Origin of the sequence: Enterovirga sp. (genome assembly GCF_028290205.1) — a bacterium.
In the GTDB taxonomy this organism is placed as follows: domain Bacteria; phylum Pseudomonadota; class Alphaproteobacteria; order Rhizobiales; family Beijerinckiaceae; genus Enterovirga.
The window spans coordinates 1-11,985 of sequence record NZ_JAQGKF010000085.1; the positions used below are offsets into that span (position 1 = coordinate 1).

The window sequence follows — 11,985 nt, forward strand, 5'->3', positions numbered from 1 at the left end:
CGTGCAGCAGCAGCGACGCCGCGCCGCTGTCCTGATCGGCCCCGAGGGCCACCAGGAGCGGCGCGGCGTCGGCCCGGAGCGCGTCGAGGCGGGCCAGGTCGGCCCGGGCCGCGGCCGACAAATCGCCGGAGGCCGCGGCGAGATGGTCGCTTCCCGGCCGAACGGTGCGGAGCCCGGCCTCCGATCCCCGCGCATCCAGGCTCTGCGTGTCGCGGATGAAATCGCTCGCCGACAGGCAGCCGTCGACCCGAGGGAGGGTCTCGGCGCGGATCCGCCGCCACTCCCGCAGGGCCTCGCCGTCCGGCGGTCCCGGCAGCTCGGGCGGGGTGCCGCATTCGACCACGAGGCTGCCGACGCCCTCCGCCGATGCCGCCGCAGCCGCTGTCAGAAACGGCCAGCCTGCCGCCACGACGACGTCCGGCCTCTGCGCGGCCCAGCTCCGGGCCATAGCCGCCCTGCAGACCGCCTCGACCTCGGCCACGCCCGCGCCCGCGGCGGTGTCCAGCACCTCGAGCCGCCCGCCGAACCGGGCCGCGAGGTCGGGATCGCTCCGGCAGCAGACCAGGCCAACCTCGAATCCGGCCCCGAGCAGATGCTCGGCCAGCCCGGCGAGGCCCCGGCCCAGGCTCGATGCGCGGGCGAGGTCGTGGCAGCAGATCTGGACCCGCATGCGCGGCATCGCTCAGGCGCCCGCCCGCATGGCGGCGGTCGCCGTGATGGCCGCGGCCGCCTCCAGCGCCGTCGCGAAGGTGCGGCCCGGGGCGGCGCCGCCGCCCTGTCCGGCGAAGCGCGAGCCCCGGGGGGCCAGGACCGGGATCCCTGACCGCGAGGCCCGCCCGGCCGCCGCCTCGGCCGCCTCGGCGTCACCGTCGTCCATGAGCCACACCAGGCAGGCGTCCCGCCACGCGCGGCTGCAGGCCCAGTCAGAGGGGATGAAGCGCAGGTTCGGCCCGGGTGCCTCGAGGGCGTGCAGGCGGTGCATCATGAGGGCCAGTTCGTCCGAGACCCGGGTGCCGACACAGAGCACGACCTGGGCGGCAGGCCCGGGCGCGGACGGCGGAGCCCCGTACAGGGCCGTCAGCCGGTCGATCGTCGCCTCCTCGCCGAAGGCGTGGCGGCGCTCCGCGTTGAAGCGGCCGAAGGCCCGGGCAAGGCCCGGTTCGCGAATCAGGCGCCGCATCTGCCGCGCCAGGTCCTCGCCCGAGCCGGGCGCGAAGGTGAGGCCGGACCGGTTGTCGGCGATCAGCTCCACATTGCCGCCGAGCCGCGAGGCGAGCTGCGCCTTGCCGGCCGCAATCGCCTCCATGAGGGTGACGGGCTCGTTTTCGGGCCAGATCGAGGCCAGGACGGACACGTCGGAGCGGGCCAGCAGCGCTAGCGCCTCCTCGCGCGGAAGATGGCCCGCATAGGTCACCGCGTCGCCGAACCGGCCCCGTGCGACATCGGCCACGAGGGCGGCGGCGAGGGGGCCGTGACCGGCCACGGCCAGGCTCCAGCGCCCGGACAACGTCTCGTCCCGGGCCAGCCGTTCGGCTGCATCCAGGAGGGACGGAATGCCCTTGTGCTCGCCCAGGTAGCTGAAACAGGCGAAGCGGACGCCCTCCGCCCCGCTCTCGCGGGTGGAGACCCGGACGCGGTCGAGGTCGATGCCGTTGGACAGGGCGGCCACCTGCTGCCGGAGGAGGCCGGGGCGCGAGGCGGAAGCGGCCAGGTAACGGCTTGGCGCCACGATCGCGTCGGCCTGGTCGAGGCACCACAGGACGTAGTCGCGGCGCAGCCGGATCGGTGCGGCGAAGCCGGGGTGGACCTGCGCCCGGGGCGCGCAGACCGCGCATTGCTGCGGGTCGTCGCAGATCGCGCCGTTGTTGCGCATCAGCGTGCCCTTGAAGCAGTACGGGCCGTGGTCGTGCAGGGTGACGACCACCCGGGCGCCCGCCCGTTTCGCGGCCGGGATCAGGTTGGCGCCGAGGCCCTCCCAATTGTGGACGTGGACCACGTCGGGCCGGTGCGCCAGGAGCACGGCCCCGAGGACGCGCTCCGCCTCGGCCGAATAGGCGTCCCGCGCGCGCCACGGCCGCAGCGTGAAGCGAAACACCTCGATGCCGTCCACGGTCTCGCTTGAGAGCGAGCCGGGGTTCAGGCCCGGGCCGGGCAGTCCGCCTGCGAGCACGGCCACCTCCCAGCCGCGGGCCCGCAATGCCACGGCCTGCCGGTGCGCCACCACTTCGGCCCCGCCGACCACCTGCGGCGGGAAGCGATTGCTCACGATGAGGACACGCCGCGTCATGTAGGCCGTGCCTCTGGAGACCGGAAAGCGAGCGTCGCGCTCGGCGGGGCGGGGCGGGGCGGCGCCGGCCCGCGGTCGAGCGCGACCGTATCGACGGCGCGGCTCCTAGCAGATATCGCCAGACTTGTTGAGGCGGGCCTAGCCCTGCAGACTGGGTGTGCTGGGAGCTATCATGAACAGTTGGCAGATCACCCGTTTCGCATCCCCGCTTGAGCTGCGCTGCACTGCAGAACCGGAGCCGACAGGCAGTCAGGTGCTGGTCCGGATCGAGCGCTCCGGCGTCTGCCATTCCGACCTCCACATCTGGTCCGGCTTCTTCGACCTCGGCGGCGGCAAGCGGTTCGAGGTGAGCCAGCGCATGTCGCTGCCCTTCACGCTTGGCCATGAGATCGTCGGCGAGGTGATCGGCCTCGGGCCGGAGGCCGAGGGCGTGGAGGTCGGCACCAAGGGCATCGTCCACCCCTGGATCGGCTGCGGCGAGTGCAAGGCGTGCCGCTCGGGCGAGGAGCTGCGCTGCTACGCGCCCCGCACCATCGGGACGCGGCGGGACGGCGGCTACAGCGACCGGGTCCTCGTTCCGCACGGCCGCTACATCGTGCCCTATGGCGGGCTCGACCCGGCCCTGGCCGCGACGCTCGCCTGTTCCGGCCTCACCGCCTACAGCGCGCTCCGCAAGCTGCCGCCGCTGGACGACGAGGATTCGGTGCTCCTGATCGGAGCCGGGGGGGTCGGCCTGGCCTGCATCGGGCTCGCCCGCGCGATGCTGCCTGCCCGGATCGTGGTCGCCGAGGTGAGCGAGGCCAAGCGCAACGCCGCCCTGGCGCAGGGCGCCCACGAGGCCGTGGACGGATCCGGGCCGGAGGGCCGCACGCGGGTCGTGGCCGCGGCCGGCGGCAAGCCGCCCCGGGCGGTGATCGACTTCGTGGGCTCCCCCGAAACCATGGCGCTGGCGCTCGAAGCCGTCGATGTCGGCGGCACGGTCGTGGCGGTCGGGCTGTTCGGCGGCGAGCTGGCCATCTCCACCGCCCTCCTGCCGCTCAGGCAGGCGACCATCCGGGGCTCCTATGTCGGATCGCTGGCGGAGCTGCGCGACCTCGTCGCCCTGATGCAGGCCCGCGAGGTGAAAACCGTGCCGGTCGCCACCCGGCCAATGGCCGAGGTGAACGCCATCCTGCACGACCTCGAAGCCGGCCGCGTCGTCGGCCGCTGCGTCATGGTCCCCTGACAACCCGCCTCCTGGGCAGCTCCGTCCCGTGACGGCCGCCGCCCTGGTCCACCCGGAGCCCGGATGCCGGGCTCCGCCTTGCATCGGTCGCGGCGGCGCGGCATCACGTCGCAGCTGTCCACTCCAGCCCGGAAGGCGCTCCCATGATCCACGATCCTCCCCTGATCCGGCTGCGCCGCAATGTGCCGCGCCCGACCGAGCGCCAACTCGCCGCCTTGCGGGGCACGCCGACCGGGTATGTGGCCGATGCGCTGAACGGCCGGGCCTCGCTGGGGCCGGACGTGAAGCCGGTGGTGCCCGAGCAATCCTCCTTCTGCGGGGTGGCCGTGCCCTGCCATGTCGGCCCGGCGGACAACCTCGCGGTCTTCGCCGCCCTGCCGCTCCTTCAGGCCTCCGACGTGATCGTGGCGGCCGCCGACGGCTTCCGGGAAACCGCGGTGGTCGGCGACCTCGTGCTCGGCATGGCCCGCAACCGCGGCGCCGTGGCCTTCGTGACCGATGGCTGCGTGCGCGACGTGCCCGGCATCCGGGACGTCGGGCTGCCCTGTTTCGCGACCGGCGTGGTGCCCGATTCGCCCGTCAAGAGCGGGCCCGGCACCGTGAACCTTCCCGTGGTGCTGGCCGGCAGAACGGTCCGGCCCGGAGACGTGATCATCGGCGATGTCGACGGCGTGGCGGTCGTGCCGTTCGAGGAGATCGACAACGTGATCGCGGCGCTGGACGGGATCCGGACGGCCGAGGCGGCCCTCGTGGCCCGCGTGGCCGGCGGGCTCGGCATTCCGGAATGGGTCGAGAAGCTGCACGCCGGCGGGCGGGTCAGCGAGATCGATTGAGGTCCTGCCCGGCTCGCAGCGGGCCGCGCCCAGAACAAGCCCGGCGGACCGGACGGCTCCGCCGAACTCGCGATCCGGCTCAGGCCGCGAGGCGGGTCGGCGAGCCGAACCGGTCCAGATACCGGCTTTGCACCGTGCGGACGTCCAGCACCACGAAGACGTCCGTGGTCCCGAAGGCCGGATCGACCACGGCCCCGTCACCCACGGTGGCGCCGACCCGCAGGTAACCCTTCACCAGCGGCGGCAGCGACCTGAACGCCGCGCGCTGGTCCAGCATTTCGCGCGGGAGCACGTCGAAGGCGACGCGGCGGCCGGGTTGCGCCCCGACCCGCCATTCCGCCGGGGACGGTGCGAAATGGTGCAGGTAGGAGAGCTGCGGCGCGAGCGCCCGAGGATCGGTGCCGTCCAGGCTGGCGCAGCCGATCAGGGCGTCGATCCGGTGCTCCTTCACATAGGCCCAGATGCCCTGCCACAGCAGTTCCACGGTGCGGCGGCTGCGATAGGGCTGCCGCACGCAGGCGCGGCCGAGCTCGGCGATGCGGGCTTCGGGCCGAGCGGACAGCAGCGGCAGAACCTGGAACTCGCTTTCCGAATAGAAGCCGCGATGCGCTTCGGCCACCTCGCGCCGGAGAAGCCGGTAGGTGCCGACGACCTTGGGCTCAGCGGCCCGGAAGGGGTTCGCCGGGCAGGCGTGATCCAGCACGAGCAGGTGGTCGCAGACCGCGTCGTAATCGTCGGCGTCGCGGCCGGTCCGCCGGGGCCGCGGGCCCGCCAGGGCGCCGCGCTCGCCGAAGAACACGTCGTAGCGGAGCTGCTGCGCGCGGTGCACCTCCTGCCAGCCCCGCGCCAGCCGGACTTCGAGCGAGCCGGTCCTGCCCAAGGCCTCCCCCGGGGCGACGGCCGGGCCGTCTGCCGTGAAGGCGGGCCAGCCGAGGTCGGGCACCGGTGCCCGAAAGGCCGGAGCAGTGTCGGGCAGCAGATCGCCGGAGCTTGGCATCGGTCACGGTCTCCTGGTCGGCGCGGCCTCAGCCGGCGGCCAGCCTCTATCGCACAGGGAGCCGACGTTTCCGTGACGACCCGCCCTTTCGCGGTCAGGACGCGTCTGCATAGGCCACCGGCGGGTCGAGCCGGTCGAGCTCCGATTGCAGCGCCTCCACGGTGAAGGGCTTCAGCAGCAGCGCATCCACGCCCGGCGGCACGGGCCGGGCGCCCTCGCGGCCGGGCTCCCCGGCGGTCAGGGCCACGACGCGGCTCCTCCGGCCGGAGCCGCCGCCCTGGAGCTCCCAGGCCCGGATGCGTCGGGCCACTTCGGGACCGTCGAGGCCCGGCATGCGCATGTCCAGCAGCACGAGGTCGAAGGGCAGCGCGTCGCCGCGCAGGGCTGCCTCGGCGCGGTCCCAGGCCTGCTGCCCGTCGGCCGCCCAATCCACCACGGCGCCGAGCCGCTCCAGCGTGGTCACCGCCAGGAGAGCGTTGATCTCGTTGTCCTCGGCCAGCAGCACGCGCGGCGCGCGGCGGGACAGCGGCAGAGGCCGCGGTGCGCCCGCGACGGGGCCCCTCCGCGCCGGGGCCGGGGCGGCGGCCCTGGCGCCGGGTTCGATCTGCTCAAAGAGCGAGCACGGCCGCACGGGCTTGATCAGGTAGGCGTCGAACCCTGCTGCGTGTGGCGAACCGAAATCGCGCCGCTCGAAGGGCGACAGCAAGACCACCGTGCGGCCGATCCCGTGCCGATGCGCCTCCCTGGCTGCAACCCTGACGTCGTCGTCCGGCAGCGCGTGGTCGGCCAAAAGAGCCGCGAAGCGGCGCGCGGCCATGCGGTCCAGCGCCTCCCCGAGGCTGCCGGCCACCTCGGCCGCGATCCCGGCCTGGTCGAGCGTCCGGGCGAGGTAGCGCCCCGAAAACGGCGAGCCGGACAGGATCAGCACGGGGCCGCGCGGTCCTGCCGCAGCCTCGTCGCGCTCCGCCGGGTTCGGGTCCGCGGCGGCGGGCAGCGGCAGCTCGACCGTGAAGCACGCGCCCCGGCCGAGCTCGCTCGCCAGCGTCACGGTCCCGCCCATGCGGGTGACGAGGCGGCGCGTGATGGCAAGGCCGAGCCCCGCGCCCGGCTCGCCCGGCGGGGCCCAGTCTCCTGTCTCGAATTCGTCGAAGATCTCGACGGCCCGCTCGGGCGAGATGCCCGGCCCGGTATCCTCGACCATGATGCGGATGAGGTCGCCCGCGCCGCGATCGACCCTGACGCCGATTCCCCCCGTGCGGGTGAACTTCACGGCGTTGCCGGCCAGGTTGAACAGGACCTGGCGCAGCCGGTCGGGATCGCCCTGAACAAGAGCGGGCACGTCCCGGGCGACAAAGGCCGCGATGTCGGTGCCCTTGCCCTGCGCCCGGGGCGCCAGGAGCTCGACAATGCCCTGGACCAGGGCCCCGAGGTCGAACGGTTCGTCGGACAGTTCGAGGCGGCCCGCCTCGATGCACGAGAGGTGGAGAACGTCCTCGACCAGCCGTAGAAACGCCTCGGCGGAGCTTTGCACGGCCTGGGCGTAGGTGCGCTGCTCGAGGTCCAGTGGCGTCTCCAGCAACAGCCGGGTCATTCCCAGGATGCCATTGAGCGGGGTCCGGAACTCGTGGCTCACGGTTGCCAGCAGGCGCGATTTGGCCTCGCTTTCGGACAAGGCGCGGGTCCGATCCTCCTCCAGCCCGCGGCGCTGCCGGACGCTGTCGGTCACGTCCCGCCCGCTAAGGAGGCGGTGCGGCCGCCCCTCGATGGTCATCTCGGTTTCGGACCAGGACAGCCAGCGGCCGCCATGTGACGCTTCCATCAGACGCTCGGGTGCGGCTGCGAGCCCATGCGGGCCGGGCTGCCCGGTGGTGAGGCGGGCATAGGCCCCGTTCGCCGCTACGATGACGCCTCGCAGGTCACGGATCACCACGGGATCGGGCAGCGCATCGAGGATGGCTCGGCAGCTCGGCTCGTCCGGGAGGCGGCGCGCCCGGGCATCCGGGATCTCGCGCCGATCGCGGCTGCGGGCGAGCCGGAGCCAGACCAGCAGCGCGGCCGCCGCGACGGCGCAGAAGAGCAGCGCGGACCAAGCCGGGAGGCCGGGCGAGACCATGGCCGTGTTCATGAGGCTCCCGTGGCTGACGAGCCGTGATAGCGGAGCGGCGCTCAGGAACCGTTGAGGAACGTCGTTGCGGAATCCCGACCGGACTCGCTAAAAGGCCGCCGATCCGGGGTGGCGGGACACACAGCGTTGATCCGTCGCTTCGCGCCTCTTCTGCTTCTTGTGGTTCCCATCCTGGCCGCGGTCGCGGCCTATCTCGTGGCCGGACCGGAGCTGTGGCACCCCGACGCCCTGCTCGCCCGCCGCGACACGCTCAAGGCCGCGGTCGAGCTGCGGCCGGTGCTGTCGCTCGTCCTGTTCACGGCGGTCTATTTCGCCATCATCTCGTCGGCCCTGCCGGTCGGGCCGCCCATGAGCCTCACGGCCGGGTTCCTGTTCGGCCGCTGGATCGGCACGCCCGCCATCTTGCTCGCCGCCACCGGCGGCGCCCTGGTGGTGTTCTGGCTCGCCCGGCTCGCTGCCGGAACCGGCTTCGGCCGCCGGCTGGGCTCGCGGGCGGGGCCGGTCCTGGCAACCGTGACGGAGGACATCCGCCGCAACGCCTTCGGCTACGTCGTGGCCATGCGGCTGATCCCGATCTTCCCGTTCTTTGCCGTGAATGCCGCCGCCGGGCTGGTCCGGCTGCCGGTCCGGCCCTTCGCACTCGGCACCCTGGTCGGGCGCCTGCCCGGCACATTCGCTTACGTCAGCCTGGGCGAGGAGGTCGGCCGCGTGGACAGCGTCGCCGATCTCGCCTCGCCGCGCATCTACCTGACGCTGACGGCCATCGGCCTGCTGGCGCTGCTGCCGCTCGCCGCGGCGGGCTGGCGCCGCCACCGCGCCGGCCAGGCCCGCCGGATAGGCGAGCCCCCCGCCGAAGGACGAACGTAGGATTGCGCCGCCGGGCCCCTTCGGCCAGTGTCCGGCCGACAAAACGAACCGGCGGCCAGGGCCTGGCCGCGTCGAAAAGGATATCCGGATGAAGGCATGGGTCGCCGCCCTGGTTGGGGGAATGGCGTTGTTTGGGACGGCTGCGGCCGAGGCGCAGAGCTATCCGAACCGGCCGGTTCGGGTGATCGTGCCGTTCGCGGCCGGTGGCACCACCGACATTTTCGCCCGCCTGGTGGCGGACAAGCTGAGCCAGAGCCTCGGCCAGCAATTCATCATCGAGAACCGGGGCGGAGCGGGCGGCAATATCGGCGCGGACGCGGTCGCGAAGGCCGCGCCGGACGGCTACACGCTCGTCATGGGCACGGTTGGCACGCATGCCATCAATGCGAGCCTTTATGCCAAAATGCCCTACGACGCCCTGACGGATTTCACGCCCGTGGCCTTCACGGCCGGCGTGCCGAACCTGATGGTGGTCAATCCCAAGACGGTGAAGGCGACCACGGTTCAGGCCTTCATCGCCGAGGCCAAGGCCACGCCGAAGAAGTTCAACATGGCGTCTTCCGGCAACGGAACCTCGATCCACCTGTCGGGCGAGATGTTCAAACAGGCCACCGGCGTCGAGATGCCGCACGTTCCCTATCGGGGCTCCGGGCCGGCCATCAACGACCTCGTCGGCGGGCAGGTCGATGTCATGTTCGATAACCTGCCGTCGTCCATCGAGCAGGCCAAGGCCGGCAACCTGCGGGCGCTGGCGGTCACGTCGTCGGCGCGGTCTGCGGCCCTGCCGGACACGCCCACGCTCCACGAGAGCGGGCTTCCGGATTTCGAGGCCTCGAGCTGGTTCGCTCTGTTCGGCCCCAAGGGCTTGCCGCCGGAGATCACGACCAAGCTCAACGAGGAGGTCCGCAAGGCATTGCAGACGCCCGAGCTGAAGCAGCGCTTTGCGGATCTGGGCGGCGAGATCAGGCTGATGACCCCGGACGAGCTCGGTGCGTATGTGAAGGCGGAACATGCCAAATGGGCCAAGGCCGTGAAGGCGGCGGGTGCTCGCCTGGAGTGAGCCGAATCACAGCCGGCCTTGATCGCGGGCCGGCAACGTGCACAAGGGCGGCGCGGACGCCGTTGCTCGTCCGAACGTCATCTGAACCTCACATGAACGGGAGGACACGGCATGGCAGTTGATGCCGAGCGTTCCGGCACGCCGGGCGGCTTCGTTCGCGGGCCGCAAAGCCTCGTCTCCGGACTGGTCCTGATCGCGCTTGCGGCCCTGGCGCTGTGGCTGACCCGCGACCTGCCGCAGGGGACGCTTCGGGCCATGGGTCCGGCCATGCTGCCGCGCTGGCTGGCCATCGCGGTCGGGCTGTGCGGGATCGCCCTGGTCGTCGCGGGCCTGGTCCGGGACGGCCACCAGCTCGAGGGCTATTCCCTACGGGGAGCGAGCGTCGTCGTGACTGCGATCCTGCTTTTCGGGGTCGCGATCCGGGGTTTCGATTTCCAGGCTTTCAAGGTGCCGACTCTCGGCCTCATGATCGCCGGCCCGCTCGCCATCTTCGTGTCCGGCTTCGCCACCCCGGAGGTGCGGGCGCGCGAGCTCCTGATCTTGGCGCTCTCGCTCACAGGGCTGTGCATGCTGCTCTTCGGCGACCTCCTGAACCTGCCGATCCCGATGTACCCGCAGGCCTTCGCCGACCTCTACCCAGCCGGCTGGTCGAGCGACGGACGGCTGCGCATGACGGCGGCGGTCTTCCTGGGGCTGGCGGTCCTGATCTACCTGGCCGGGCGCCGGACAGCGAGCCGTGAGCCCATCGACGTGGTGCCGGATGAGCATGCCGGCACGGTCTGACGCGCGGAATCCCGAAGCCATCGAGTTCGGAACGGTACGATGGGCGATCTGATCAGCAATCTCAGCCTCGGCTTCGGGGTCGTCTTCCAGTTCGTCCCCGTGGACGTGCCGGGGATCGGCGTCGTCCCGCTGCCGATGAACATCTTCCTCTGCTTCGTCGGCTGCCTGGTCGGCACGCTGATCGGCGTGCTGCCGGGCGTCGGTCCCGTCGCCTCCATCGCGATGCTGCTGCCGATCACGTTCAAGTTCGATCCGGTCGGCGCCCTGATCATGCTGGCCGGCATCTATTACGGCGCCCAGTACGGCGGCTCGACCACGGCCATCCTGGTGAACATCCCAGGCGAGGCGACCTCGGTGGTCACCACGCTCGACGGGCACCAGATGGCCCGCAGGGGGCGGGCGGGCGTGGCGCTCGGCATTGCGGCCATCGGCTCCTTCTTCGCCGGCTGTGTCGCGACCGTCTTCATCGCCGCGCTCGGGGCGCCGCTGACCAAGCTCGCCCTGATTTTCGGCCCGGCCGAATATTTCTCCCTGATGGTGATGGGCCTCGTCTTCGCCGTGGTGCTGGCGCGCGGCTCGATCCTGCGGGCCGGCGCGATGATCTTCTTCGGCATCCTGCTGTCCACGGTCGGCACCGACCTCGAGACCGGTCAGGAGCGCATGACCTTCGGGATGCAGTTCCTGTCCGACGGCATCGATTTCGCCGTGCTGGCCATGGGCCTGTTCGGGATCGCGGAGATCCTGCGCAACCTCGACCACACCGAGGTCCGCGACGTGGTGAAGCAGGCCATCGGGCGGCTGTTGCCCGGCTGGCAGGACTTCAAGGATTCAGCTCTCCCGATCCTGCGTGGCACCTTCATCGGCGGCACGCTCGGCATCCTGCCCGGCAACGGCGCCGTCCTCGGCCCGTTCGCGTCCTACACGGTCGAGAAGAAGCTGGCGAAGGATCCGCGCCGCTTCGGCCAGGGGGCAATCGAGGGGGTCGCCGGCCCGGAGAGCGCCAACAACGCGGGCGCTCAGACCTCCTTCATCCCGCTGCTCACGCTCGGCATTCCGCCCAACGCCGTGATGGCCCTCATGGTCGGCGCCATGACCATCCACGGCATCGTGCCGGGCCCGCAGGTCATGACCAAGAACGCCAACCTGTTCTGGGGCATGATCGCCTCGATGTGGGTCGGCAACCTGATGCTGCTCGTCATCAACCTGCCCATGATCGGGGTCTGGGTGCGGCTTCTGAAGGTGCCCTACCGGCTGATGTTCCCGGCCATCCTGATGTTCTGCTGCATCGGCATTTATTCCATCAACTCCCTGCCGACGGACGTGTTCTTCATCGCCATGTTCGGGCTGATCGGCTACGCGCTGATCAAGTTCGGCTTCGAGCCGGCTCCGCTTCTGCTCGGCTTCGTGCTCGGCAAGCTGATGGAGGAGAACCTCCGGCGGGCGCTCATCATCTCGCGCGGCGACATGATGACCTTCGTCGAGCGGCCGGTCTCGGCCGGTCTGCTCGCCGTCGCGATCGCGCTCCTGGCGATCGCCCTCCTGCCGTCCATCCGCAAGGGCCGCGACGAGGTGTTCGTGGAATAGCCCGGGCCGGCCACGGCCGCCCGGGCTCGGCGCGCGGTCCTCATCCAGGGGTTGCGAAGCGCGCCCGTGTCGGCGAACGATAAGGCATCGGGAGAAAATTCATGAAGCGCCTCGTCCAGATCGCCGCCGCTCTTTCCGTTCTCGCCACGTCCGCGCTGGCGCAGACGCCCTACCCCCAGCGCCCGATCACCCTGATCGTGCCGTTCGCGGCCGGCGGGCCGACC

Annotated in this window: 10 protein-coding genes and 1 pseudogene; 7 read left to right on the plus strand and 4 right to left on the minus strand. The window is 71.7% G+C overall.

Translation table 11 applies throughout. The features are described from left to right. A partial coding sequence (locus JWR86_RS05680; protein WP_299561964.1) for a glycosyltransferase occupies positions 1-670 on the minus strand: 670 nt, incomplete at its 3' end. Between the two features lie 12 nt (positions 671-682). Continuing rightward, the gene (locus tag JWR86_RS05685; protein WP_299561967.1) at positions 683-2,287 is read right to left on the minus strand and encodes a glycosyltransferase family 4 protein; all 1,605 of its coding nucleotides are present in this window, start codon (positions 2,285-2,287) and stop codon (positions 683-685) included. Between the two features lie 172 nt (positions 2,288-2,459). Here JWR86_RS05685 and JWR86_RS05690 point away from each other — a divergent pair, with 172 nt between their 5' ends. Both JWR86_RS05690 and JWR86_RS05695 read left to right on the plus strand, forming a co-directional pair. Then, entirely contained in the window at positions 2,460-3,512 is a 1,053-nt protein-coding gene (locus JWR86_RS05690; RefSeq protein WP_299561970.1) for an alcohol dehydrogenase, read from the plus strand. A 143-nt stretch (positions 3,513-3,655) separates the two neighbouring features. Beyond that, positions 3,656-4,345: an RraA family protein gene (locus JWR86_RS05695; RefSeq protein ID WP_299561973.1), complete on the plus strand. Its 690-nt coding sequence runs from the start codon at positions 3,656-3,658 to the stop codon at positions 4,343-4,345. Positions 4,346-4,424: 79 nt separating this feature from the next. Here JWR86_RS05695 and JWR86_RS05700 read toward each other — a convergent pair whose 3' ends face one another. Together JWR86_RS05700 and JWR86_RS05705 are read right to left on the minus strand one after the other, a co-directional pair. Beyond that, the gene (locus tag JWR86_RS05700; RefSeq protein ID WP_299561976.1) at positions 4,425-5,342 is read right to left on the minus strand and encodes a GNAT family N-acyltransferase; all 918 of its coding nucleotides are present in this window, start codon (positions 5,340-5,342) and stop codon (positions 4,425-4,427) included. Between the two features lie 94 nt (positions 5,343-5,436). Next, a complete protein-coding gene (locus JWR86_RS05705) occupies positions 5,437-7,467 on the minus strand; it encodes an ATP-binding protein (RefSeq protein ID WP_299561979.1) in 2,031 nt (676 codons plus the stop codon). A 126-nt stretch (positions 7,468-7,593) separates the two neighbouring features. Between JWR86_RS05705 and JWR86_RS05710 the strand changes: the two genes are divergently transcribed. The 5 genes and pseudogenes from JWR86_RS05710 to JWR86_RS05730 all read left to right on the plus strand — a co-directional run. After that, on the plus strand, positions 7,594-8,334 hold the full coding sequence (locus JWR86_RS05710; RefSeq protein WP_299561982.1) for a TVP38/TMEM64 family protein: 741 nt from the start codon (positions 7,594-7,596) through the stop codon (positions 8,332-8,334). 88 nt (positions 8,335-8,422) lie between these two features. Then, positions 8,423-9,394, plus strand: a complete 972-nt coding sequence (locus tag JWR86_RS05715) for a tripartite tricarboxylate transporter substrate binding protein (RefSeq protein WP_299561985.1) — start codon at positions 8,423-8,425, stop codon at positions 9,392-9,394. 111 nt (positions 9,395-9,505) lie between these two features. Further along, positions 9,506-10,177 (plus strand): tripartite tricarboxylate transporter TctB family protein, encoded by a 672-nt coding sequence (locus JWR86_RS05720; protein WP_299561988.1) that lies wholly within the window; start codon positions 9,506-9,508, stop codon positions 10,175-10,177. 39 nt (positions 10,178-10,216) lie between these two features. Further along, complete coding sequence (locus JWR86_RS05725) at positions 10,217-11,761, plus strand: tripartite tricarboxylate transporter permease (RefSeq protein WP_299561991.1); 1,545 nt, start codon at positions 10,217-10,219, stop codon at positions 11,759-11,761. Positions 11,762-11,862: 101 nt separating this feature from the next. Then, positions 11,863-11,985, plus strand: a pseudogene (locus JWR86_RS05730) (tripartite tricarboxylate transporter substrate binding protein BugD); the annotation flags it as partial.

What these genes read in the sequence shown, in the direction of transcription:
- JWR86_RS05685 (WP_299561967.1), bottom strand. Translation starts at nt 2,287, where the DNA reads ATGACGCGGCGTGTCCTCATCGTGAGCAATCGCTTCCCGCCGCAGGTG.
- JWR86_RS05690 (WP_299561970.1), top strand. Translation starts at nt 2,460, where the DNA reads ATGAACAGTTGGCAGATCACCCGTTTCGCATCCCCGCTTGAGCTGCGC.
- JWR86_RS05695 (WP_299561973.1), top strand. Translation starts at nt 3,656, where the DNA reads ATGATCCACGATCCTCCCCTGATCCGGCTGCGCCGCAATGTGCCGCGC.
- JWR86_RS05700 (WP_299561976.1), bottom strand. Translation starts at nt 5,342, where the DNA reads ATGCCAAGCTCCGGCGATCTGCTGCCCGACACTGCTCCGGCCTTTCGG.
- JWR86_RS05705 (WP_299561979.1), bottom strand. Translation starts at nt 7,467, where the DNA reads ATGAACACGGCCATGGTCTCGCCCGGCCTCCCGGCTTGGTCCGCGCTG.
- JWR86_RS05715 (WP_299561985.1), top strand. Translation starts at nt 8,423, where the DNA reads ATGAAGGCATGGGTCGCCGCCCTGGTTGGGGGAATGGCGTTGTTTGGG.
- JWR86_RS05720 (WP_299561988.1), top strand. Translation starts at nt 9,506, where the DNA reads ATGGCAGTTGATGCCGAGCGTTCCGGCACGCCGGGCGGCTTCGTTCGC.
- JWR86_RS05725 (WP_299561991.1), top strand. Translation starts at nt 10,217, where the DNA reads ATGGGCGATCTGATCAGCAATCTCAGCCTCGGCTTCGGGGTCGTCTTC.